Origin of the sequence: Vibrio alginolyticus NBRC 15630 = ATCC 17749 (genome assembly GCF_000354175.2) — a bacterium.
Taxonomy (GTDB): Bacteria; Pseudomonadota; Gammaproteobacteria; order Enterobacterales; family Vibrionaceae; genus Vibrio; species Vibrio alginolyticus.
The window spans coordinates 450,511-473,390 of record NC_022349.1 but is presented as its reverse complement, the minus strand read 5'-3'; the positions used below and the strand labels follow the sequence as shown (position 1 = coordinate 473,390).

Annotated in this window: 23 protein-coding genes and 1 riboswitch; of the genes, 12 read left to right on the top strand and 11 right to left on the bottom strand. The window is 42.3% G+C overall.

Features of this window, described 5'->3' with window-relative positions; genetic code table 11:
• Positions 1-21 precede the first annotated feature (21 nt).
• Both N646_RS02100 and N646_RS02095 read left to right on the top strand, forming a co-directional pair.
• Positions 22-387, top strand: a complete 366-nt coding sequence (locus N646_RS02100) for a VOC family protein (RefSeq protein ID WP_017820936.1) — start codon at positions 22-24, stop codon at positions 385-387.
• A 99-nt stretch (positions 388-486) separates the two neighbouring features.
• Complete coding sequence (locus N646_RS02095; RefSeq protein ID WP_017820935.1) at positions 487-870, top strand: hypothetical protein; 384 nt, start codon at positions 487-489, stop codon at positions 868-870.
• A gap of 89 nt (positions 871-959) precedes the next feature.
• Here the strand turns inward: N646_RS02095 and N646_RS02090 are convergent, their stop codons facing one another.
• Positions 960-1,694, bottom strand: a complete 735-nt coding sequence (locus tag N646_RS02090; RefSeq protein ID WP_017820934.1) for a chromosome segregation ATPase — start codon at positions 1,692-1,694, stop codon at positions 960-962.
• Positions 1,695-1,725: 31 nt separating this feature from the next.
• Positions 1,726-1,884 carry a hypothetical protein gene (locus tag N646_RS24750; protein ID WP_005377784.1) on the bottom strand — a complete coding sequence of 53 codons (159 nt, stop codon included), beginning with the start codon at positions 1,882-1,884 and terminating at the stop codon, positions 1,726-1,728.
• Positions 1,885-2,411: 527 nt separating this feature from the next.
• A riboswitch (glycine riboswitch) is annotated at positions 2,412-2,511 on the top strand.
• Between the two features lie 122 nt (positions 2,512-2,633).
• Here N646_RS24750 and N646_RS02080 point away from each other — a divergent pair.
• Positions 2,634-4,010, top strand: a complete 1,377-nt coding sequence (locus N646_RS02080) for an alanine/glycine:cation symporter family protein (RefSeq protein WP_017820933.1) — start codon at positions 2,634-2,636, stop codon at positions 4,008-4,010.
• A gap of 118 nt (positions 4,011-4,128) precedes the next feature.
• Here N646_RS02080 and N646_RS02075 read toward each other — a convergent pair whose 3' ends face one another.
• Complete coding sequence (locus tag N646_RS02075; RefSeq protein ID WP_005385713.1) at positions 4,129-4,695, bottom strand: hypothetical protein; 567 nt, start codon at positions 4,693-4,695, stop codon at positions 4,129-4,131.
• Positions 4,695-5,330: a LysE family translocator gene (locus N646_RS02070; RefSeq protein ID WP_017820932.1), complete on the bottom strand. Its 636-nt coding sequence runs from the start codon at positions 5,328-5,330 to the stop codon at positions 4,695-4,697. The genes N646_RS02075 and N646_RS02070 overlap by 1 nt, the downstream gene beginning before the upstream one ends.
• A gap of 223 nt (positions 5,331-5,553) precedes the next feature.
• On the opposite strand from N646_RS02070, the gene N646_RS02065 reads away from it, so the two are divergent.
• Positions 5,554-7,026, top strand: coding sequence for a carboxypeptidase M32 (locus N646_RS02065; protein ID WP_017820931.1), 1,473 nt, complete (start codon positions 5,554-5,556; stop codon positions 7,024-7,026).
• A 70-nt stretch (positions 7,027-7,096) separates the two neighbouring features.
• On the opposite strand, the gene N646_RS02060 is transcribed toward N646_RS02065, so the two are convergent.
• The 3 genes from N646_RS02060 to N646_RS02050 form a co-directional block, all read right to left on the bottom strand.
• Positions 7,097-8,047 (bottom strand): LpxL/LpxP family Kdo(2)-lipid IV(A) lauroyl/palmitoleoyl acyltransferase, encoded by a 951-nt coding sequence (locus N646_RS02060; RefSeq protein WP_031777194.1) that lies wholly within the window; start codon positions 8,045-8,047, stop codon positions 7,097-7,099.
• 420 nt (positions 8,048-8,467) lie between these two features.
• Positions 8,468-8,803, bottom strand: a complete 336-nt coding sequence (locus tag N646_RS02055; RefSeq protein ID WP_069593657.1) for a DMT family transporter — start codon at positions 8,801-8,803, stop codon at positions 8,468-8,470.
• Between the two features lie 123 nt (positions 8,804-8,926).
• Positions 8,927-9,313 carry a hypothetical protein gene (locus tag N646_RS02050; protein WP_017820929.1) on the bottom strand — a complete coding sequence of 129 codons (387 nt, stop codon included), beginning with the start codon at positions 9,311-9,313 and terminating at the stop codon, positions 8,927-8,929.
• A gap of 340 nt (positions 9,314-9,653) precedes the next feature.
• Between N646_RS02050 and metA the strand changes: the two genes are divergently transcribed.
• From metA to N646_RS02015, 7 genes are all read left to right on the top strand, one after another.
• Positions 9,654-10,595 (top strand): homoserine O-acetyltransferase MetA, encoded by a 942-nt coding sequence (gene metA, locus N646_RS02045; protein WP_005377792.1) that lies wholly within the window; start codon positions 9,654-9,656, stop codon positions 10,593-10,595.
• Between the two features lie 179 nt (positions 10,596-10,774).
• Positions 10,775-11,500: a type IV pilus biogenesis/stability protein PilW gene (pilW, locus tag N646_RS02040; RefSeq protein ID WP_017820928.1), complete on the top strand. Its 726-nt coding sequence runs from the start codon at positions 10,775-10,777 to the stop codon at positions 11,498-11,500.
• Between the two features lie 266 nt (positions 11,501-11,766).
• Positions 11,767-12,696 (top strand): phosphate/phosphite/phosphonate ABC transporter substrate-binding protein, encoded by a 930-nt coding sequence (locus N646_RS02035; RefSeq protein WP_017633990.1) that lies wholly within the window; start codon positions 11,767-11,769, stop codon positions 12,694-12,696.
• Positions 12,696-14,852 carry a GGDEF domain-containing phosphodiesterase gene (locus N646_RS02030; RefSeq protein ID WP_017820927.1) on the top strand — a complete coding sequence of 719 codons (2,157 nt, stop codon included), beginning with the start codon at positions 12,696-12,698 and terminating at the stop codon, positions 14,850-14,852. The genes N646_RS02035 and N646_RS02030 overlap by 1 nt, the downstream gene beginning before the upstream one ends.
• Positions 14,853-15,008: 156 nt before the next feature.
• Positions 15,009-18,185: a response regulator gene (locus N646_RS02025; RefSeq protein WP_017820926.1), complete on the top strand. Its 3,177-nt coding sequence runs from the start codon at positions 15,009-15,011 to the stop codon at positions 18,183-18,185.
• Positions 18,186-18,194: 9 nt separating this feature from the next.
• Positions 18,195-18,671, top strand: a complete 477-nt coding sequence (locus N646_RS02020; protein ID WP_017633987.1) for a hypothetical protein — start codon at positions 18,195-18,197, stop codon at positions 18,669-18,671.
• Position 18,672: 1 nt separating this feature from the next.
• Positions 18,673-19,764, top strand: a complete 1,092-nt coding sequence (locus N646_RS02015) for a hypothetical protein (protein WP_017820925.1) — start codon at positions 18,673-18,675, stop codon at positions 19,762-19,764.
• A gap of 146 nt (positions 19,765-19,910) precedes the next feature.
• Here N646_RS02015 and N646_RS02010 read toward each other — a convergent pair whose 3' ends face one another.
• The 4 genes from N646_RS02010 to N646_RS01995 all read right to left on the bottom strand — a co-directional run bounded on the left by N646_RS02010 (position 19,911) and on the right by N646_RS01995 (position 21,841).
• Positions 19,911-20,222, bottom strand: coding sequence for a hypothetical protein (locus tag N646_RS02010; protein ID WP_005377799.1), 312 nt, complete (start codon positions 20,220-20,222; stop codon positions 19,911-19,913).
• Between the two features lie 205 nt (positions 20,223-20,427).
• Positions 20,428-20,862: an Mpo1 family 2-hydroxy fatty acid dioxygenase gene (locus tag N646_RS02005; protein WP_005377800.1), complete on the bottom strand. Its 435-nt coding sequence runs from the start codon at positions 20,860-20,862 to the stop codon at positions 20,428-20,430.
• A gap of 119 nt (positions 20,863-20,981) precedes the next feature.
• Entirely contained in the window at positions 20,982-21,335 is a 354-nt protein-coding gene (locus N646_RS02000) for an MmcQ/YjbR family DNA-binding protein (RefSeq protein WP_017633985.1), read from the bottom strand.
• A gap of 23 nt (positions 21,336-21,358) precedes the next feature.
• Positions 21,359-21,841: a MarR family winged helix-turn-helix transcriptional regulator gene (locus N646_RS01995; RefSeq protein ID WP_017820924.1), complete on the bottom strand. Its 483-nt coding sequence runs from the start codon at positions 21,839-21,841 to the stop codon at positions 21,359-21,361.
• A gap of 110 nt (positions 21,842-21,951) precedes the next feature.
• Between N646_RS01995 and N646_RS01990 the strand changes: the two genes are divergently transcribed.
• Positions 21,952-22,839 carry a DMT family transporter gene (locus N646_RS01990; RefSeq protein WP_017820923.1) on the top strand — a complete coding sequence of 296 codons (888 nt, stop codon included), beginning with the start codon at positions 21,952-21,954 and terminating at the stop codon, positions 22,837-22,839.
• Positions 22,840-22,880 lie beyond the last annotated feature (41 nt).

The window sequence follows — 22,880 nt, the reverse complement described above, 5'->3', positions numbered from 1 at the left end:
AATTGATTAAGGAACAAAACCATGCTGACTATCAATTCATTCGTTCTCTACGTTGAGGACATCCACATAAGCCAAGTTTTTTATTCGAAACTGTTCGAACGCAAAGTCACGCAGTTGTCTCCAACCTTTGCCGCTATTCCAATGACCGAAGGCTTAACGTTGACACTCAAGCAAAGAGATAATCTTTCACCCCACAGCGGAATTAGAGGTGGTGGCACCGAGCTGTCTTTATCAGTGCCCAACAGGCATACGTTAGAGCGCATTTACAAGCGCTGGAAAGACCTAGGTGTTGAGTTTGTTCAACCACCAGCGACATCAGTGTATGGGTTAAATTTTATGGCTATCGATCCAGATAAGCATCGCATTCGTGTTTTCATAAATGAATAAAAATGCGTTAAAAATGCTTTTTACCCATTCCCAATGTGACTTCAATAAATTAGACTCAAGGAAACATTAAAAGCGGCGTAGTAATAAGAAGGAATGCCCATGATCTCAAGTATGATCCTTAGCGAATCCCTAATCGAGAGCGGAAGAGATATCCCCCTCAAAGAACTGCTTTATGCAAAGCGCGTGCTGGATAACTACATGGCAGTAGCCAAAGAAAGTAGCCCGCTTGAGCTATTAACTGAGATGAAATCGGCAGCAAAGCAAGTAGAATACTTTACAACGACGAGTAACCCGTGTGAGGCTCGTAATGTCATCAGTCAGATGATTGATAAAATCGACACCGCGGAATCTTTTGATTCGTTCAAAGCATTAGCAGGTAAGCCATCTCAAGCACTCAATGAACTAATTGAAGATCGAGCTCAGCTGATTAAACACGAACGAGAGCTCCTGCTCGCCTCAGGCTATGACGCCTCACGAATCTAATATACGAGCAGCCTTAAAGTCATAGCTAACAAAGAAAAAGGAGCTCTTAAAGAGCTCCTTTTGCTTTTCAAAAATCGGATACAAAAGACTTAAAGGCCGATATCTTCCGTTATTGCTTTGATTTGTTTGAGGTCCATTTTATAGACTTCAATCATTTGATCGACCTGACTTAGTCGTGAATTAGCTTCGTCATGTTTATCACACGCGTCCGACTTCACGTCCCAAGATTTGCCTTCTAAAAATACGTCACACTCTTTCTTGAGTTTCTCAATCTTAGGTAATAATTTTGACCGTTCTTTCTCGAGAGACTCTAATTCTTGCGAAATTTTTAGCTCTTTCTGGAATACTTCGCGGGACCGCTCAAACATAGTCGCTTGCATATCCGCTTGACGACTCAACTTCTCATTTTCTGACTTCGTCGTGTTGATCTTATCTGCCTGCTGCTTCAATTGAGACTCTAGTGACAAGTTAACCTTCTCGACCTCAGTCAATTGCTTTTGCAACTTCTTAAGTGCTTTCTGATGAGCTTCATCTTTCGCGGCGAGTAACTCACTAACTTGGTTTTGTATTTCTTGGTCGAGCGCCTCTTCACGCACTTTTACTTGAGATGCCAACTGGGTTTTATCTTGCGTTAGTGCTTGATACTTTTCTTCTAATACGTGGTAAGTCGATTCCCACTTGTTCGCAGTGACAACCGATCCAACAAGGCCACCAAATGCCAAGCCTAACACCGCAGCGATTGCGATATAGATATGCGTACGTTTGTCACGCTCTTCAATGACAACTACGTCGTCTTGCTCTTCCATTTTGTTCTGAGAACTCACCGTATACTACTCCAAGGACTCTTTTACTTTGCTAGCGGATCAATTCCGCAAACATAATTGATGCTGTATAAATCAGAAATGCGCCAATTAATGTTATAACGGTCGCTTTTTGGACTTTTTCATTGGTTCGATAACGAAACAGCACAAATGCTACTGCAATCAACACCGCAATGGCTAATAATCTGGTCATACCGCCTCCTTGTCCACTCATGAAAAACTGCCTAGGTCCGTAGACTGTTTCACAAAGATTCATTGTAACCCATTTATACGTACCATAAGGTCAACTTAGCGTAGATTTTAAAATAAGTGCTCCGATTTTAATCAATTTTGTGTCCTTAATTGAATAACTTATGTCGTAACGATCGAAACACATTTATCGTTCTGAAGTGTTTTTGGGTTCCATTCCCTAACCCAATAAATTTTATTTATGCCGTGACTCGCACAAAAAGATTGGCAAACATACCTTCATGAAAATAGATAAGGTTATTTCATTGAAAATAAATTGACATAGGGTGTTGAAATGGACCAAAAACATGATAGAGTTCACACGTTAATGATGACCAGCATCATTAACTAACCTTTACTCATTTAATTGAGTAATTGTTCCGATGAAGACTGCAGGAGAGTGGTTATTAATCAAATTTTAACATTTGATTAGCATAACTCGCCGAAGAATTAACTATTTCAGGTGCTACCTAGGTAGCGGGGACTGTAGTTGGAGGAACCTCTGGAGAGAACCGTTAAATCGGTCGCCGAAGGAGCAAGTCTTGCACTCACGCAAGGTGAAACTCTCAGGCAAAAGGACAGAGGAGTGGAAAGTTACAACCTAACTATTTTGCTTGGCCTTCCCGCCTACAGCCAATAGCTTAGTTCTTTTAGAGATCGTTGATCTCGTCCTTTCCCTCTTCTCCTTATTAGTTGTTTTATTAAGGGGAAATCATGAACAACCTACAATCTTTACTACAAACCATCGATAATTTTGTCTGGGGTCCACCGCTGCTTATTTTGCTAGTGGGTACAGGTGTTTACTTCACTTTTAGCCTTGGCTTGATCCAGTTTAAACACCTCCCAACAGCGCTAGCGATGGTATTCAGTAAAGATAAGTCATCTAATACTCAAGGTGACGTTTCTAGCTTTGCAGCTCTTTGTACTGCACTCTCAGCAACAATTGGTACTGGTAACATTGTTGGTGTTGCCACAGCAATCAAACTCGGTGGACCAGGCGCTCTATTCTGGATGTGGCTCGCTGCCCTTTTCGGAATGGCGACTAAATACGCCGAATGTTTGTTGGCGGTTAAGTACCGAAGAGTCGATGATAAAGACCAAATGATTGGTGGCCCAATGTATTACTTGCAATACGGTGTTGGCTCAAAAGCTCTCGCGATCATGTTTGCAGTGTTTGCTTTAGGTGTTGCTTGTTTTGGTATCGGTACGTTTCCACAAGTAAACGCGATTCTGGATGCAAGTGAGATATCTCTTGGTATTAACCGTGAGCTATCTGCCTTTGTACTAACTCTTTTGGTTGCTTTCGTAACTTTGGGTGGCATCAAATCCATTGCTAACGTTGCAGGAAAAGTGGTTCCTACCATGGCTGTATTTTATGTGTTGGCGTGTTTAAGCGTGATCATCATGAATGCAGACCAATTGTTCAATGCCGTTGAATTAGTGCTGGTTTCAGCCTTTACATCAACAGCAGCGACTGGTGGTTTTCTAGGTGCAAGCATCATGTTGGCAATCCAATCAGGTATCGCTCGCGGTGTGTTCTCAAATGAATCAGGTTTGGGTAGCGCGCCTATGGCAGCAGCAGCAGCGAAGACAGACTCTTGTGTTAAACAAGGCCTAATTTCAATGACGGGTACCTTTTTCGATACCATCATTATTTGTACCATGACAGGCCTTGCTCTAATCCTGACCGGTGCATGGCAAAGTGACCTAGCAGGCGCCGCGATGACGACTCATGCTTTTGCGGTGGGTTTAAATGCAGATACATTTGGCCCTATGCTCGTCTCAATCGGTTTGATGTTCTTCGCTTTTACCACCATTCTTGGTTGGAACTACTACGGTGAGCGTTGCGTTGTGTTCCTGTTCGGAACTAAAGCTGTGCTTCCATACAAACTGATTTTCGTTGGCTTGGTGGCATCTGGTGCATTCCTTCACCTCGATATGATTTGGCTACTGGCTGATATCGTAAACGGTCTGATGGCAATTCCTAACCTGATTGGTTTGATCGCACTGCGTCACGTCGTACTGGCAGAAACCAAACTGTTCTTTAGCTCAACATCGCAATCAGGTGAAGTTGAAGCAGTGAAAGCTTAGTGAAATGACAGCTGTTCGGTCACAAACTACCAGTAACGGAGAGCAAAGCACATTAGAAATGGTAAAAACATAAAGCCCGCTATTATTTAGCGGGCTTTATTTATCTTCGGTTAAATGGTTAATCTCTCAACCATTGATGCTCAACGTTTTCTCCACGTTCTTCAAAAAACTTCGCATTTTTTTGCTTGAATTGATCCGCTTTCAACTCTGATAGCGGCCAGTCTAAAAATGCTTCTGTTACAAACGAGTCGCCGACACCAACCTCAATCGATTCCAGATGTTTCCCGATGTAGCGATAAAAGTAGCCTTGCCCAAACGCATCGCACACCATAGGTACATGCCTGACACGTTGATGATTGACAGAGACCGAAGCCCAAGTCGTCGTTTTAGGTTCACAGGTTTGCTCTTTTACAACGTCGACCTCAAATTTATTGTCCATAGTTGTCGAAACAAAAACGACAATAGCGTCATGCAAATACACACGCCTGAGCAATAACTGTTTAGTGTCTTGAGTTCGCGTTTGTTGTATTCCATTAGCAAAAGGCTCGAAGTAGCCCCAGTGCCAAGACCAGATCATGCCGCGTTGCGCAAACTGTACTTGTGGCCACGTATGCCAAGCAACAGCGGCACCTATCCCCACAATAAATACAGCGAGTAGTATCAACAATCGATAAATATTACGCATTAAACGGGTTTTTCAATTAATAACTTCACACCAAGTGCGACTAATACTGCGCCCGTCGCGCCTTCCATCCACTTCATAAAGCTTGCATTCTTTAGTAGATTTTTAGCCGAGTTAAGCGCGCCAGCTAAACCACACTGCCAAACCATCGCAATAGCAAAGTGTACAGATGCCATCATCATTGATTGAAGCAAGGGTGAACCTTCTGGATTCACAAACTGTGGTAAGAAAGCCAAATAGAAGACCGCCGTTTTCGGGTTCAAGACGTTAGAAAGAAAGCCCTCTCTAAAAGAGCGCTTACCATTAAACACTTCGTGAATCTGCTCGGTCACGGTCAATCCATCTTTCGACGACATTAGCGCTTTTAAACTGCTCAAACCAAGCCAGATAAGATAAGCTGCGCCAATCATTTTTACGATTTGGAACAACTCTGCTGATTGCGCAAGAATCGCCGAGATACCAACCGCAGAAAAAAAAGCATGTACGAATAAGCCAAAGCAAATCCCTAGACTGGTTGTACATCCATCTTTTAGGCCCGAGCGGCTAGTGTTACGGATAACAAGTGCAGTATCTAAACCTGGCGTTAACGTTAAAATCGTAATGGCAATAATAAATGCCTCGAAATTCAAAATATCCATATTATCGTGATAATTAATTGTCAATCCTTCATCAATACCGCCAATCCACAAGATTCGCAAGCTTCTTTTTTAAGAGAGCTATACAACTGGGTGAGTTTATGGACAATGGGTTGGAGTTAATTGTTAATTATTAGTAAATTAACGCAGGTTGCTTAGTGCAACACCATATGAAGGACCCGTTATCGGGTGTTTAGGGAAAGAACAAAAGAATAAGAGTAGTCACATGAACGCATTTACAAAACTCGTTGAACATTCCAAAAAAGTGGCAAATTTTGAGCATCTATCTGCCATCATAGATTGGGATCAAGCGGCGGTCATGCCACCTGGTGGCGCTGAAGCACGCTCGAATGCCACGGCAGAGCTTGATGTACATATCCATTCTTTAATGACTCAACCGCACTTGGGAGAGCTTTTCGCTCAGGCAGAAGAAGACACGCTGTCTACAAAAGAAAAATCTATCCTAAGAGAAATGAAGCGTGGGTGGCAGCAAGCTAACTTACTACCAGAATCATTAGTTCAAGCTCAATCTCTTGCTGGCTCCAAATGTGAACATGCATGGCGTACACAACGTGGAGAAAATGACTGGGCTGGTTTTGAAAAGAACTGGGCTGAAGTAGTAAAGCTATCGCAGGAAGAAGCGCAAATTAGAGCCGAAGCAAATGGCACGACTCCTTATGATGCCATGCTCGATGTTTATGAACCTGGCACAACGTCTGCGTCGTTAGACATTCTTTTTGCTGACGTGAAAACCTGGCTTCCTACTTTGATCGATGAAGCGCTTGAAAAACAACAATCAGACAACATCTTATTGCCAACTGCACACTACCCTGCGGAAAAGCAAAAAGCGCTCGGTTTGGAAGTCATGAAGCTACTTCAATTCGATTTTGAACACGGTCGACTTGATGAGAGTACCCACCCATTTTGTGGCGGTGTACCGACAGATGTACGTATTACGACACGTTATAATGAAAACGAGTTTGTCCAATCATTGATGGGGATTGTCCACGAAACTGGCCATGCTCGATACGAGCAAGGGCTACCAAAAGATTTATCAGGAACACCCGCGGGAGAAGCTCGCTCTATGGGTATTCATGAATCACAATCACTCTTCTTTGAAATGCAAATAGGACGAAGCAGCGCGTTTATCGATCACCTCGCTCGACTGGCTTCTAACCATTTTTCTGGTAGTGAATTCGAAAAAGACAATTTAGCCAAAATTTACACTCGCGTAGAAAAAGGCTTTATTCGCGTAGATGCTGACGAACTTACATATCCTGCTCACGTTATTCTTCGATATGAAATTGAGCGAGATCTCATGAACGGCGTCATCAAACATACAGATGTACCAGAACTCTGGAACGAAAAGATGAAAGCGTACTTGGGGCTATCAACCGAAGGAAACTTCAAAAATGGCTGTATGCAAGATATCCATTGGACAGACGGAAGTTTTGGCTATTTCCCGTCCTACACGCTCGGTGCGATGTACGCTGCACAATTTATGGCAGCAATGAAACAAACCGTCGATGTAGATGCGGTTATTCGTTCTGGCGACTTAGCTCCGATATTCAATTGGCTCTCGGAAAACATCTGGAGTAAAGGGAGCTTATTCACCACTGATGAGTTGGTAAAACAAGCCACGGGTGAAACACTGAATGCTAAACACTTTCAAGCTCACCTAAAAGATCGCTACTTATAAAGCGAAAAGAATAGAAAGTAAAAGCCCAAGGTTCGTATGTTCCTTGGGCTTTTTGTAGGCTATCTATGTGTTATGCCAAGCTAGGGATGAGCCTAGGCTTGTACAAACAGTCCTCACCCTCTGGTCTAGTTTTAAACCGACGATGAAGCCACATATACTGGCTCGGACTTGCCATGATTGATGTTTCAACTATTTGATTCACGAATGCGGCGGCGCGTTGATGATCCTCTTTCGGGAAACCTTCGACGGGCGCACTAATGGTTAGGGTATAGTGTCCGTCTTTTCCTCTTACCATCGTAAAAGGCACAATGGCGCAATCTGTAGAATCAACCAACAAACTTGTACCTGTCGTAGTACAAGCATTTTTAACGGCAAATAACGGTGCAAATGTCGAGCGTCGGTTACCATAATCGTGGTCCGGTGCATACCAAACCCGCTCACCCGTTTTAAGTGATTCAAGCATGGCTTTGACGTTTTTACGATCAATCAGTGTACGATTAGAGCGAGAGCGTCCCTTATACTGAAAATAATCAAAGCACGGATTATTGTTTGGGCGATAAACACCGGTTCCAGACTTTTTAATGCCAAAAGCTCGAGCACCTAACTCTAGATTCATTGAGTGTACGGCCAACATTAATGCACCTTTGCCTGACTTCTCTAAAGCCTCTAGATGCTCCATGCCTTTTATCGTGACGTGTTTGTTTACCCGTTTATCTGACCAAAACCATGCCATTGCGGTCTCAAAAAGTGCGATGCCAGTATTGTCGATGTTGTCTTTTAGAATTGCTTCGCGTTGGCATTTTTCCATATGAGGGAAGCAAAGCTCAAGATTGCGTCTGATCGTAACTTGACGTTTTCTCATGAGTCGCATAGCTAAACGACCAATGTTGCGTCCCAAAGCTAGTTGAACTTTAAAAGGAAGGAGGCTAAGTAAGTACATCACGCTAATGATAATTAACGTTCCCCAGTAACGAGGCAAAAGAAATTCGGCCTTGAAAGCAGGCTTTTTGTATTTGTTCATGTAAGTATTGTCAGATGTGCCCATCTATAAGTGATAAAAACAATGATAATGGACTGCACTTTTATCATTGATAACGCTAATAACATAAATTAAAGCGCGCGGATTCTATGGTTCTTCGACACACTACACAATAAGAACTTTGCAGAAATATGTAGGGAATGAAAAAGCAGTAAAGATGAGTCGCCACGTTAACATCTATCGGAGTGATTTATCTACTGCCCTTTCCTAAAGTTTGAAGAAACATAACTTTGTATTTTCAATGCGCTAAATAATGTCTATTTTTCAATCACATAATGCGACCGTTATGAATACAACAATAAGACGTCATATCAATACTCGCCATTAGCGATTGAATTTGTACTAAAAAGCCGCAGCAATTTCTCGCTGCGGCTTCTTATTCACTTAACAAGTAGAGTGGCGTTATTCGTGCCCTACTGTTTTGGATAATAAATTTACGATCAACACACCTGCGATGATAAACCCAATACCAACTAGGGCTGGTAAGTCTAGACGCTGTCCGTAAACAAAGTAACCAACCGTCGCAACCAAAACGATCCCAGCACCACTCCATATGGCATAAACAACCCCGACAGGCATTGTTTGCACTGTGACGGAAAGCAAGAAGAAAGCGATGCCGTAACCAATCAAAACGACTGTGCTCGGCATTACTTTCGTAAATTGCTCTGTTTTGGGAATATAAGAAGTGGCAATCACTTCACATACAATCGCTATCGACAGCGCCAACATTGGTGGCATAGAGACAAGCATTTTGAACATAAGGCATTAACGCTCAACAGAAATGTAACCGACAACATGTCCGGATAATTAGGCCGCGCATTATACCCAACTCATCTCACGATGGAATACCACTAACGATGTTTACACACCATCACTTTCGCTTACTTTTTGATGACCAGGTGAAAGGCTGACGTTTTGGTGCTGACGAGAAATTTCAAAGTAGATATGCATATCAATCGGCTCAGGTGTATTGAGTAGCATCTTACCTACTTCACGTTGGAAATGACCATAATTACCTAGCTCATCCGTTAGTTCTAGGAGCTCGTAAGAGGCTTCATCGGCAAACATTCCATACGCATACTGATAATGACTGATATCCTTGCTCTTATCATAACCCAGCTTTTGAAGAGCTTGATCAATCTCTTCCGGCGTATAAATGCCTTTATCACCAAACGAATGCAGTAGCACGCAAGGAACTTCTTGAGCGATGCTCTGAATCTTTGTCTTTCTCTTGAAAATACCGAACATAATGTCCTCCACTGACGATGTTTCCAAACATGCACATTAATGCAAAATGGTGAGCTGATTGTTTTTAGTATGGCTCATTAATTTGAGACTTCCTTACTACGAAGTCACCTTCACATATTAACGTGATCGCATAATTACCAGCAAATAGTACACACTGCGTTTCAAACCTATCTCATCAGAAACTCTGCTTTAGTCACAATTGTGTGACAACCCCGAGTACGGTTTACCATAATGTAAAGAGTAGATTGAAAAGTCGGATTTCGTATCGACATCTAAACTTAATTAAGTTAGCTTTAGAAGTATAGACGTCTAGATTGACTATACTTAGGGAGAGAAAGTCGTGCCAATTAGAATTCCAGATCAATTACCAGCTACCGATGTATTAAGGACAGAAAACATCTTCGTGATGAGTGAAACGCGTGCAGCGAGTCAGGAAATACGTCCTTTAAGAGTGCTGATCCTTAATCTGATGCCAAAAAAAATAGAGACTGAAACTCAGTTTCTGCGTCTACTCTCAAACAGCCCACTACAGGTTAACGTCGAATTACTGCGCATTGATAACCGCCCGAGTAAAAATACGCCAACTGAACATTTAGACACGTTTTATCGCCAATTTGAAATGGTGCGAGATAAAAACTTCGATGGCATGATCATTACTGGGGCTCCATTAGGTTTGGTGCAATTTGAAGATGTCATTTATTGGGATCATCTCAAAACCATCATGGAGTGGGCAAAAGATCATGTGACATCCACTCTTTATGTTTGCTGGGCTGCGCAAGCAGGGTTAAAGCTACTCTACGATCTACCTAAAAAAACGCGTAAAGAAAAACTTTCAGGCGTGTATCATCATCAAATCCATCATCAGTTTCACCCTATCTTACGCGGATTTGATGACACGTTTTTGGCTCCTCACTCGCGTTACGCAGATTTTTCGCCTCACTTTCTAGAAGAGCATACTGACTTAGACATTTTAGCGACATCGGATGTCGCAGGTGTGTACTTGGCCACCACAAAAGACAAACGCAATGTCTTTGTCACAGGACACCCTGAGTATGATTCTCACACCTTACATAATGAATATATCCGAGATTTAAGCGAAGGTATGGAGCCCGCTATTCCTGTCAACTATTACCCAAACAACAACCCAGATAACCCACCAATTGCAAGCTGGAGAAGCCATGGACACCTCCTCTTTTTAAACTGGCTGAACTACTGTGTTTATCAGCAAACACCGTACGATCTCGATCACTTCAGTGAAGATGCTTTCACTAAAGACGATTAGCTTCAAAATAAGCAAACAAAGCACTCATCATTACCGAAATGTAATATGTGAACCAAGCCGCCATATGGCGGCTTTTTCATAACAGTTTGCAAACCTGATCGCATAGTGTTTTTTCCTCAATAGGTTTTTGCTAAGTAATTCATATCATGCAGAAAGATTCAGGGATGTAGGGATAAAGAATGAAAACAGCAAAGCTCGGTGCACTAATATTATTGTCTCAGTTTGCACTCGTGGGTTGCGTGACGGTGAAAGAAGATGGAAGCCCTGTCGTTAAAGCCGATCCTGTGGCAATGGCAGAATCACGTATCGCACTTGGCTTAGGTTATTTAGACGGCGGTAACATGATTCGCGCGCATGATAACTTACAACAAGCCTTAAACCACGCACCTCAATACTATCGCGCGCAATTATCTATGGCTCACTACTACGAAACGGTTGGTGAAGATATTAAAGCCGAACAGATGTATAAACGCTCTCTACGCCAACACACTAAAAACGGAAATGTGCTCAATAACTACGGTACTTTTCTTTGCAAGCGAGGTGACTTCGAAAAAGCCGATCAGATGTTTAATCGAGCCATTGAGCAGCCTTATTACTACCTTATTCCAGCAAGCTATGAGAATGCAGCTTTTTGTGCGCTAAAATCACAAGATAAAGACAAAGCGAGATACTACTTTACTAGAGCTATCGATCATGACCCTCATAGACCAAAATCGATTTTGCAACTCGCTAAAATAGAAATTGATAGCGGTGATTATACTGAAGCTAGAATTCGATTAATGAGATTCAATCAAATGTATGGCGTGAAGAAGCCCTCTTTGCAACTCATGATTCAACTTGAACGTGCGGCAGGCAATGAAGCTCTCGAGAAAAAGTATCAAAAACAATTGGAAAAATTTTCTTAGTACAAAATAGCGATACATAAGGCGCATTAGCTCACAGCCAATACAGCGCTTGACCAAGAATCCAGTGAATTCAGACTCACGGTGATACATTCATCCTGTACATAAACGTCAAATTCGGTACTATTTGAACGGAATAAGTGACCAAGTCACATTATAAAAAGTGCGCACACAACGAAATTTGTACATCATACTGTTTTTAAGATTGATTTCGGCACATTGATAAATACTAAATATTACTGACATGACCAGAAGGAAGTTGAAGCCGGATGAAACCTGCCTGCACTCTGTTATTACTCACTTTGCTGAGTTCACCTTTTGTTGTCAGTGCACAAGAAAATATTGAGAAAACATTCACGTTTGGCATTGTGTCCAATAAAGCCCAAAGCAAAATCAAAAAAGCGACGCCCCTTACTCAGTATGTAACTGAAAATATGTCTGAATATGGTTACGCAAAAGGGGCAGTAAAGGTATTTAAAAATTATCGTCAGCTCGCGGTTGCGCTTGAAAATGGCACCGTTCAAATTGCAACGGCGACCCCCTTTAATGCGATGACCTTAGAAAAGGAGTCTAATAGCCAAGTTCTTGCTATACGATGGAAAAAAGGCCTGCAAAAATATCATACGGTGTTCTTTACTAATAAAGAGAGTGGCATTGAGTCACTTTCTGACCTGCGCGGAAAAACGCTTGTTTTCGAAAAGCGCACGTCTACCAGCAGCTATTACCTACCTGCGATTACATTGCTGAACCACGGAGAAAAACTGCAATACCTTCCCTCTCCTGATGACAAACCGGCCAAAGACAGCATTGGTTATTTATTCCTTGATGAGCAACTCGCTCAGTCAAATGAAATCAACCTATCTGTATGGGTATATAAACAGAGAGTTGCAGCAGGAGCATTCAGTAACTTCAACTGGAACAATCCCAAAGATTTGCCAGAGAACATGAAAGACAAACTAGCGATTTTTTCTCGTTCTGTTGAAATACCCAGGGATTTGATTCTCGCTTCTCCAAGCATGAGCCTAGAGCAACAGCGTAAAATCACGTCCATACTGCTTGATATGGATACAACTCACGAAGGCTCTCTCGCACTTAAAAAGTTTCAGAACACCAAAAAATTCAGCGCGCTTACTCCAGAAATGCGAGCCTCCTTAAGTACAGTGCGCAAGTCAGTTCACTTATTACCGAAGGTGGATTGATGTTTCAAAAGCTCTCACTCGAAACCAAATACATTTGCTCGACAATGTTCGTTGTCTTGTTTGTTGTGGTGATAAATCTTGCGTTATACATGCACGGTTACGATGCGTATTCAAATAGCTTAACTCAACAAATCACGAACAACTCTCAAGAAAAAACAGAATCTTACGTTAAGCAAAAAGGGTTGGTTTATGCAGAGCTATTATCAAAACAGCTTTTTGATCCACTCTATACAGACAATATCAGTCAAGCGTATGAGCAAATTAAGGCAACATTGAGCCAGCCAGATGTCTCGAAAATACATGTTGTTGACAATGAAGGGCTAATCTTTCACGACGGCACTACTCAGCTAAGGATGTTTGCCCAACCTCATGACCGCTCTCCTTTTATTTTGAAAGCAATAGAAGAATCCAGAACTCTCGTTTCCTTTTCCAAGCATCAGTTGGAGATCGCAGCGCCGATTCAGCAATCAAACATTACTCTTGGGGCGGTATATCTTGAGCTTAACTTGATACATCTACTGGAAGAGAAAGAACAGAACATTGAACAAGTCCAAGCGATTACCTCAAACGATAAACAGAAGATGTTTAACTTGCTGCTAACGATCAGTGGGATATCCGTTCTATTCGGTAGCATCATCGCTTATGCTTTGGGGCGGTCGTTAACTAAGCCACTCAAGCAACTAAAAGATCAATTTTCAGAGTCAAATACCCAAGCGCTGCCAGTCACCGACATACAAAGCAAAGATGAAGTGGGAGAACTTATTTCGGCGTACAACAAAATGTCAAACAAAGTGAACCGATACACCAGCCGAGTTGAGTTCATGGCGTACCACGATATTCTGACTTCCCTGCCAAACCGAGAAAAGTTACTCATTGATATTCAAACGCAAATAACTGACCACAAATCCCCCTCACTCGCGGTTGTGTTTATTGACTTGGATGACTTTAAGCACATTAACGATAACTATGGACATAACATTGGGGATAAATTGCTAGGCCATCTTGCCTCAGAGCTTCAAGGCCGTTTGCCGAGTTATTTTAAGCCGCTTTACCGCCTTTCTACCATCGTAAGTCGAGTAGGTGCGGATGAATTTGTACTGGCCTTTCCGTGCTCGGACAATCATGAAGCTAGAGAAAAAGCGAACGATATTCATCGCCAACTACTCTCTCCCTTTAGTTTGGAAGAGAACGATATTCAAATTACGGCAAGCCTCGGAATTGCTGTGTATCCAGAATTTGGTTCAAACGCTGAGTCTCTTTTACAGCTTTCCTCTCTTGCGGCGCAGGAATCTAAAAGACGCGGTAAAGACATTATGACGATATACGATTCCACGTTTGATGAAACGATTAAACAACGTTTATACATAGAACGAGAACTGCGTCGTTCAGTACGTGACTTGTCTCAATTCGAGCTGTGGTATCAACCACAATTTGATCTAAAAACCTATCGCCTAATTGGGGTCGAAGCATTGGTTAGGTGGAATCATCCCGAGAAAGGTTATATCAGTCCAGAATCGTTTATCCCGATCGCAGAACAAAGTGATTTAATATTGGAGCTTGGAGAACATATCATTAAGACGGCAGTTGCTCAGCGGGCAATGTGGGCAGAACATTTCGGTACTGATTTTCACATTGCACTAAACTTGTCCCCAAGACAAATCTATCGCCAAGATTTAAGTCAATTATTTTCTAAGTATTTACGACGACATGATGTCGCCCCTCAAACCATTCATGTTGAAGTGACAGAGTCACTTTTTATTGATGATACAGAGAAAGCTCAATATGTGCTTAAAAAACTACAAAGTATCGGAGTGGAAGTTTGGCTAGATGACTTTGGTACGGGGTATTCAGCCCTTGCCTACCTACAACATATGGCTTTTGACGGGCTCAAGATTGATCGTTCATTTATCGCTCAAATCCGAAAAAGCGATCAAGACGATTCATTAGTTCGCGCGATTGTATCCATGGCTCACAACCTAAGAATGAAAGTAGTAGCCGAAGGCGTAGAAACTCAAACTCAACTCACACGAATGGAGTCTCTCCACTGTGACGTCGTACAAGGTTTTTTCTTAGGTAGACCTGTACCTGCCGAGGAATTGATTGCATTTGAATACCAACGAGGGAGTGACGCTCAAATCGTCAATCACTTTGCTTAGAACGCCGTTTTGTTAACTATTGCCGCTTAGCGCGTTAGTACTCGTAATGCAATATCGGTCACACTTCCCCCACCTCATTAATATGAATTTTCTCTTAAAATCTAACATCTGAGATAAATAAACTACACTTTTCATATCAACTTCTTGGATATGGAAATGCGCGTGGTAGGAATCTTTTCTTGGAACAACCTGTCGGTAAAACAAAAGCTATTTGGGTTGGTTTTGCTGCCAATTTTATTGTTGCTTGTCCTCGCGGGTAAACATGTACAAAGCCTTTCTATCCAGGCTCAGGAACTACAAAAAGCACAGTTATTCTCTGTCTACATAGACCGCGTATCTTCGCTTTATCACCTACCGAATAACCCTGATGTAATAGATAAGCAACTAAAAACTCAGCAGATATCTCAATTGTTACGCGACACTGCAGCACCAGTATTCGGTGAAAACGCTGAGATACTAAACCAGTTGACAAGCTTTGAGGAAGCAACCCTCTCGATGCTCTCTTCGCAAAATCAAGAAGAAAAGTTAGATGCGGCAGAGTGGCGCGCTGATACGTTCAAAGAAATCCTCATGAGCTTAGACAAAGTCTATTTTAGAAATGTGAGTTATGAAACAAACACTCACCTTTCTTCTTTGATGCAACTTGAATGGTTGATGTTTTGGTCCACTGAAGAGCATAGATTAAGCGAATATTTGATTCGATCTTCAGAGGAAAATAACGAGTATGACCTCACAACACAGGCTTCTATCCAATCTTTAATCCAGAACCAACAACTATTTCTAGAGCGTTTTGTGACGCTAAATGCCAATCAACAACAAGTAGATCTGCTCATTGAGACGTTTACGGGTGAAGTCTTTATCAAAAGCCAAGAGTTTCGTGCTTATTTATTGCAACCAGCTCAACTCAAATCATTAACCCCGGATGAGATTGATGCGGGGTTATCTGCACTCAACAAACGCTTATCGTTATTACAAAGTGTTGACGACAAAATGGAACAGCAGCTGAGTGATGATATATCAAAGACAATCAACACGACGACACAGCACCGCTTTACCTTTATCGCAATGATGAGCCTTTTAACGCTGTTGGTCGTAAGTTTAACGCTAAGATTGGTGCGAAAAGTTACTGGAAACTTGAATCTAGTCCTCAAATTTCTCAGTAACGAAAGCAATGAACAAAGTAACACTGAAAATTCACCTCTTGCTCAACTAATAAAGGGTAAAGACGAGCTGAGTAAGTTTGCTCGAGAGGTAAAAAAGCTTAGTGATGAGCGGATGTTGTCCAGACTAAAGCTCACACAAGCTAAAGAAGATGCAGAACAAGCAAAAGATGATGCAATTAAGGCGAGTAAAGCCAAAAGTAGCTTTTTGGCCAACATGTCCCACGAGATCCGCACGCCGCTAAATGGCGTTATTGGCATCTCTGAAGTCTTATCCGATACTTCCCTGACTGCCACACAACGCGATTACGTCGACACGATTGAAACCTCCTCCCAACTGCTTTTGAGTTTAATTAATGACGTTCTAGACTTCTCAAAAATTGAATCTGGGATGTTGCTCATTAGCCCACATTCAACTTGTGTTCGAGAGTCTATCTATGACATTGCTTCTATCATTTCACCGAAAGCAAAGGAAAAAGGCATCGATGTGCAAGTCAACATTAGCCGTAACACGCCTTACCACGTAATGTTGGATGACCATCGTATACGCCAAGTTGTCATGAACTTCATGTCTAACGCGGTAAAATTTACCGAACAAGGCAGTGTAGAGCTATCGGTCATCACCCGCGAAATAAAAAATGGTGAAGCGGTCATCGAGTTTTCCGTTAAAGATTCTGGGATTGGTATTGATGCCCAGCAGCAAAAGAAAATATTTGCTCCATTTGCCCAAGAGGATAACTCTACTACCCGACAATTTGGGGGAACTGGACTTGGGCTTGCCATTAGCACGCAATTAGTTGAGCTAATGGGTGGAGAAATTCAACTTGAATCCGAGAAAGGTAAAGGCAGTCGCTTCTTCTTTGAACTAACTGCTCCTGTTGTGACGCAAGAGTTTAACGCTTATCACGCTCTGAATCACAACGACATATGGATTGTATGCAGCAGTACTCAACTAGAACAAAAACTGCGTAACGAGTTAAGTTTTTTCAACATCAATATAACGCAGTCAGTAGATACCTTAAGTGCGTTGCCAACGTGGATTGATAACGAGCGCGTTATCGTTATTCATGTAGAAGCATCACCAAATGCAGCGGCGATGCATATCGATGAGATAGAAAGCCTTTGTAAACGAAACATTCGTGTCTGCCTCATCAAGCACCTTCATAGCCCACAATTCGACTTTAGAAACAGTATCAGCGCCTTGGTCACTCAGCCACTACTAGGGCAGCGCTTAATTAAAGCACTTGAAAGTTGTGCGGCAAATTTCTCGCACGCACAACAAGAGAGCACTTCAGCGCAACATGTTAAATCTTTGCCGAAAATTTTGGTCGTTGATGACAATACGGTCAATCAAAAAATCGCGGGGCTACACGTCACAAAAGCTGGCTTCGACTTTGATGTCGCAGTAAACGGACAAGAAGCGGTTGAGAAATTTCAACAGAATCAATACAGCCTAATTTTAATGGACTGTATGATGCCCGTAATGGATGGATTTGAAGCCACCCAAATAATTCGTCAAATAGAAGTAAAAGAAAAACGCGCTTTCAGAATTCCGATTATTGCTCTAACGGCAAGTGTGGTCGATGACGATATACAAAAATGCTTTGACGTTGGAATGGATGACTATGTGCCCAAACCGTTTAAAGCAGGGTTGCTTAAAGAGAAGTTAGATAAGGCAATTGGGTTACGTGTTTCCAACACGACGCCTGCTGAACCACACCAAGAGAATACTACTCCCGATAAAACTCATAAACTACCTGCGAGTTCAGAGCAACCAGAAGCAACGGTAACGCCTATTCGCTCCGAACGTATCTTGCTTGTCGAAGATAATAGAGTGAACCAGAAAGTGGCTTCTCTATTGCTATCTAAAGCAGGCTATCAATTCGAAGTCGCAGAAAACGGACAAATTGCAGTCGAAATGTTCCAAAAAGATGGAAAGTTTGATGTTATTTTGATGGATTGCATGATGCCCATAATGGATGGGTTTGAAGCTTCTAGGCAAATTAGAGCTTATGAAGCGAGTAAAGGATTAGCTAAGACGCCCATTATCGCATTAACAGCAAGCGTCGTAGATGATGACATCCAGCGCTGCTTTGATTCAGGAATGGATGCCTACGTACCAAAGCCTGTGCGCAAAGAAAAACTGTTATATCAAATAGAACAAGCAATGTAGGTGGATTCTATGAGTAGAAATCATTCTCGCGTTGCTTTTCCTTTGCGTTACATAAAACGCTATCTGTTTATTCTGATTGCCCTTCTTTCATTAAATTGCCAAGCTCTCGCTGCAGAGAGCTACGCCGTTTTCTCATTTAATGACGAATTCTCTCCGCTCACTGTCAATAAAGCGCGAAAGTTGTACAGAGGGAAGACGCAACTTTTACAAGGCCAGCGAATTGAACTCTCTGACTGGCCTGCGACATCAACAGAAAGAGCTGAGTTCTATCGTTATCTTCTCAACAAAAATTTAGCGCAAATGAACGCGCATTGGGCAAGCTTGTCTTTTTCTGGTAAAGCTAGACCGCCAAAAGTGATTGCACGCTCCAGCATTGATGACCTCATAGCATGGATGCAAGAGAAGCCGAATAGAATTGGTTATGCCCCAACATCGAGCGTCCCTAGTAATGCTCATGTTTTATGTGTGGTTAGCTCGGAGAATTGATATGAAAAAATATTTAACCATGTTATCGCTGAGTATCGCGACCTTTCCGAGCTCAGCCACGATTGAACTAACAGAACAACTTTCTTTAAGTGGTTTTGGCTCTACTTCGTGGGCAAAATCCGATAACCCAACTACGGTACTAGTTAACCGCTTTATTGGCGATGAATCTTGTTTCGATTGCGATACCACTTTCGGCATGCAGCTCGATTATTTTCACAAGGCATTTCGGGCATCCGCACAAGTCGTAAAGCGCCCGCAAGACCATTGGAGCTCGCCTCAGCTCGAGTGGGCGTATTTGGCTTATACCTATCAAAACATAGAAATACGAGGAGGACGCTTAAGACTGCCACTGTTTTTGATGTCTGAGTACAACTATGTCGGCCACGCTTTTACCCAAGCCCGCCCACCGAATGAGGTATATGACAGCATTCTAGGTATCACGGCTTATAACGGCCTATCTGCACGCTGGATTCATGACCTCAATGAGCAAGTCGTACTTACCGCCATGCCGTTTGTCGGGTTTAAAGACAATAGTGACGTAACCATCAATGAACGTACTGAATTGGAAATTGAGTCAAACAATACTGTAGGGATGAACTTAACGCTAAGCGGAGAGAGCTATCGTTGGAATTTTTCCTACCTCCACGGCGATTATGATCAAACAACGACGCTCTCTAACATTGAGCAGTCCACTCCCGGTGGCGGAACCACAATCATTGACCGTCTAGTTGAAACAGAAAAAAACAACACGATCGATCTGTTTTCTCTAGGGTTAAGATACGAGCTCGATAACATTGTGATTATGGCAGAAGGACAGACCAGCAATCTTTCCTCATCTTGGTACGCGACAACAAGTTATAATGTAAACAAGCTGACTCCTTATATTGTTTACGGTCAGCAGTTTAATAGTCGGGATAAAAAAAGTGGAGACAGTTTCTTACTCGGGTTGAGATATGACCTAGATTACAACGTTTCCCTGAATGCAGAATGGCAAAGGTTCAACGCCTACAATAATAGCTCTGGCGCGTTTTCATCAGCCCCAAAGGATGACAGTGCGAGCCTTTATACGCTAATGCTCAACTTCGTTTTTTAATATTTCTTACAGTACCAATTTCCACAACACTGGGGGCTGTTGTATTAAGAAGGCTTTTTGCAACACGTAACTAAACGCTAAACGACTGGAAGGGATAGAATCGATCAGATAGGTAAGTGGCAATCCAAACAGAGACAAAGGTTACTCTATTTCGGTTTGTTTTGATTGCCTTTTAACCGCTTTTCTTTGCGTCGCAGTGCCCGGAAAAACTTTGACTCTTCGTGGTACCAACCAAGGACACTAATTGGGAAGCCCACGAGCATCATAATAAAAACATCCGCAGGGAGTTGTTCCCAAATGTCGCTTAAAGAATGCAGCTCTCCAAAAATGAACAAACCGATGACTTTACCAAGCAGTAATGCACAACAAATCATAAAGAAGGACTTTAATATATAGTGCCATTTGCCTTTTTTACGCTCTTCTCTCCAATAGGCATATTTATATTGTCGATCGTACATTCATCCCCCCCCTAAAGTAAACTTGCCGTAAGTTTAAGCATCTCGATAGCGTAAAGTGCGTTGGCACCTCTTTAATCATAGTGCGTATCTAAAGTGAATGCTTGTCGTGGCAATAAGAAGGAGAGGTATTCTGTAGTAAGAGCTACATAATCTCTGAACGTTATATGTCTTGTGTCATTCGGATGATGCCTGATTTTGCTTATCGCTAGTGTTTTCTGAACACCCAAATCGGGCCGATGAGTAGAAACTGTAAATCCTCAAAAAACGACGGTTTTTTACCTTCAATCTTGTGACCGATAAATTGCAATATCCACAATACGCCAAACAAAAGCATAGAAATATGCAGAACGGGCAACATCAATACCTCTAGAGACCAAATAAGGCCAATGCACGCTAATGTGTAGCCGATCATCATCATGAATACGCTCAGAGACAAACGAAAATAGAAAACCCAAGTGGGGATCACCGCTACCCAAACCCAATTAAGTTCGAAGCCTAATAATGAAATCTGGGGAATCGACCAAATAAGTCCAACCACAGAAAGGTAAATACCTGGAACTGCGATTGTGTGAATCTTTTGGTTGATAGGGTTTTGGTGACTCTCACCATATTCTTTTAGCCATTCAGATAATGCTCGCATATCATTCCCCTTTTCCACCTTCTTATTCTTATATAGCCCGAGGATGAAAAAGGTGCGAATTTTTCCGTAAAGGCTACGAGCAACGAGCGACAAGACAACAGAGGCCAGTGCGTTGCCGATTACTCACCAAGCAACGCTCGTTGTGCTTTCGGCAGCTTGGCAACGACAAGAGCATAAGAGCGTTCACACAAATCTTGAATCAACCCATCCTCGACATCACCGTTAAAATAAACCGTTATCCAATGACGCTTATTTAAGTGATAACCCGGGATAATATCCGTAAACTGCGACGTTAAGACTTCTCCATCTTCTGGTTTTACTTTTACGCTGACATACTCCCGACCGTTTCTCTCTGCAATGATGGCAAACATCTTGCCTTTGATTTTGTATACAAGCGCTTCAGGCCCAAATGGGAAATCACTTTCTGCACACATGAAGGTACTTAAGTATTGTTCTAGTTCTTTGCTTTTCATATCCCCTACCTCCTTCTGCGTTCTCACTCAAATTGTGGCAATAGCAATTTTAACGCCTGGTTAACCCGCTCTTTTTCATTGCCTTCTAAACCATGCAATAACGATTGCTGAACGTCTACATGCTCCAAAATTAGCTTGTCAATTAAGGTTAAGCCTTGCTCTGTTAGTTCAACGGTGACGCTACGTCGGTCTTCTTTGCTATGGGTTCTGGTAATAAACCCTTTCTTCTCTAGTTTATCTAAGCGATTGGTCATCGCACCCGAAGTGAGCATCATTGACTCTATTAACGCTGAGGGAGTAAGACAATATGGTGAACCAGCTCGACGCAGTGTCGCTAACACATCAAATTCACCCATTTTCAGATCGTACTTCTTATGTAGCTCGGCGACCCTAGATTCCATGTGTTTTGCAATTCGCATTAGTCGACCCATTATTGCCATCGGTTCAGTGTCGAGGTCTGGCTTCTCCCTAGCCCACTGCTCTACCACTCTATCAATTGCATCCATTATTTCTCTCCAAACATCATATATTTTTTATTTTAACATAAAGATACTTTACAAAAAGCCACCTTGCCGATATCGTTACATTTAATTATCTCTACATAAAGATATTTAACATGAACATTTTACTTGCGATGATTCCTGCCTTTTTTTGGGGGACGACTTACGCTGTTACTCAGTTTACTCTACCGGACTGGCCTCCCGTTTTACTTGGTGCTCTAAGGGCACTGCCTGCGGGTCTTTTGTTGCTGGCAATAAAGCCCTCGTTTCCAAAAAGAAGTGAGTGGAAAGTGCTGCTTGTTTTAGGAACCATCAACATCGCTTGCTTCTTTGGTCTCATTTTTGTCATGGCGTTGACGCTTCCTTCTGCCATCTCTGGTGTTGGTATGGTTTCGGTCCCCGTTTTTGCGATGCTGTTTGGTTGGGCGGTCTACAAACGTCAGCCTAGTGGCATTCAAGCGATAAGCGGCGCAACTTTGATTGCTTTAGCTTGGTTCTTATTTGATCCTAGCTCTATTTCTCTCGAACCCGTGGGCTTACTTGCGATGATCTCCGCCATTATGTGCATCGTGATAGGAAGTAGCGTAACAAAGTCACTAGGTACAAAAATGCACTGGTGGACAGTGCTAACATGGCAGCTCATTTTGGGTGGCGTGATTATGTCTATCGCAACAAGTGTGCTGGCGATAAACAATCCAGAGCCATATGTTACGGTCGTTCAGGACGTATCCATGACGAATATTCTAGGGTTACTGTGGGTAGTTATTCTGAACACCGCATTAGGGTATGGCATGTATGTATGGTTATTACAGCGGATGTCGGTCGTAGATTTTACCTTTGGTGGTATTGCAAACCCAGTCGCAGGCATTGTTTCGGGCCTACTGCTATTGGGGGAAACGTTCACTCCTCTGCAATACAGCTTAATGCTAGGAATGATCGTAATGTCATTACTACCTCAGCTCATTACGTCAATCAAAACGAAAAGAGCCGCACTCTCCTCCTAAGTAACGTTAATTCCTAACACTCTAGAAGTAATGAGAGTGTT

Excerpts from the sequence above, each read along its gene's own strand:
- N646_RS02100 (WP_017820936.1), top strand. The coding sequence starts at position 22 with ATGCTGACTATCAATTCATTCGTTCTCTACGTTGAGGACATCCACATA.
- N646_RS02095 (WP_017820935.1), top strand. The coding sequence starts at position 487 with ATGATCTCAAGTATGATCCTTAGCGAATCCCTAATCGAGAGCGGAAGA.
- N646_RS24750 (WP_005377784.1), bottom strand. The coding sequence starts at position 1,884 with ATGACCAGATTATTAGCCATTGCGGTGTTGATTGCAGTAGCATTTGTG.
- N646_RS02080 (WP_017820933.1), top strand. The coding sequence starts at position 2,634 with ATGAACAACCTACAATCTTTACTACAAACCATCGATAATTTTGTCTGG.
- N646_RS02075 (WP_005385713.1), bottom strand. The coding sequence starts at position 4,695 with ATGCGTAATATTTATCGATTGTTGATACTACTCGCTGTATTTATTGTG.
- N646_RS02070 (WP_017820932.1), bottom strand. The coding sequence starts at position 5,330 with ATGGATATTTTGAATTTCGAGGCATTTATTATTGCCATTACGATTTTA.
- N646_RS02065 (WP_017820931.1), top strand. The coding sequence starts at position 5,554 with ATGAACGCATTTACAAAACTCGTTGAACATTCCAAAAAAGTGGCAAAT.
- N646_RS02060 (WP_031777194.1), bottom strand. The coding sequence starts at position 8,047 with ATGAACAAATACAAAAAGCCTGCTTTCAAGGCCGAATTTCTTTTGCCT.
- N646_RS02055 (WP_069593657.1), bottom strand. The coding sequence starts at position 8,803 with ATGCCACCAATGTTGGCGCTGTCGATAGCGATTGTATGTGAAGTGATT.
- N646_RS02050 (WP_017820929.1), bottom strand. The coding sequence starts at position 9,313 with ATGTTCGGTATTTTCAAGAGAAAGACAAAGATTCAGAGCATCGCTCAA.
- pilW (WP_017820928.1), top strand. The coding sequence starts at position 10,775 with ATGAAAACAGCAAAGCTCGGTGCACTAATATTATTGTCTCAGTTTGCA.
- N646_RS02035 (WP_017633990.1), top strand. The coding sequence starts at position 11,767 with ATGAAACCTGCCTGCACTCTGTTATTACTCACTTTGCTGAGTTCACCT.
- N646_RS02030 (WP_017820927.1), top strand. The coding sequence starts at position 12,696 with ATGTTTCAAAAGCTCTCACTCGAAACCAAATACATTTGCTCGACAATG.
- N646_RS02025 (WP_017820926.1), top strand. The coding sequence starts at position 15,009 with ATGCGCGTGGTAGGAATCTTTTCTTGGAACAACCTGTCGGTAAAACAA.
- N646_RS02020 (WP_017633987.1), top strand. The coding sequence starts at position 18,195 with ATGAGTAGAAATCATTCTCGCGTTGCTTTTCCTTTGCGTTACATAAAA.
- N646_RS02015 (WP_017820925.1), top strand. The coding sequence starts at position 18,673 with ATGAAAAAATATTTAACCATGTTATCGCTGAGTATCGCGACCTTTCCG.
- N646_RS02010 (WP_005377799.1), bottom strand. The coding sequence starts at position 20,222 with ATGTACGATCGACAATATAAATATGCCTATTGGAGAGAAGAGCGTAAA.
- N646_RS02005 (WP_005377800.1), bottom strand. The coding sequence starts at position 20,862 with ATGCGAGCATTATCTGAATGGCTAAAAGAATATGGTGAGAGTCACCAA.
- N646_RS02000 (WP_017633985.1), bottom strand. The coding sequence starts at position 21,335 with ATGAAAAGCAAAGAACTAGAACAATACTTAAGTACCTTCATGTGTGCA.
- N646_RS01995 (WP_017820924.1), bottom strand. The coding sequence starts at position 21,841 with ATGGATGCAATTGATAGAGTGGTAGAGCAGTGGGCTAGGGAGAAGCCA.
- N646_RS01990 (WP_017820923.1), top strand. The coding sequence starts at position 21,952 with ATGAACATTTTACTTGCGATGATTCCTGCCTTTTTTTGGGGGACGACT.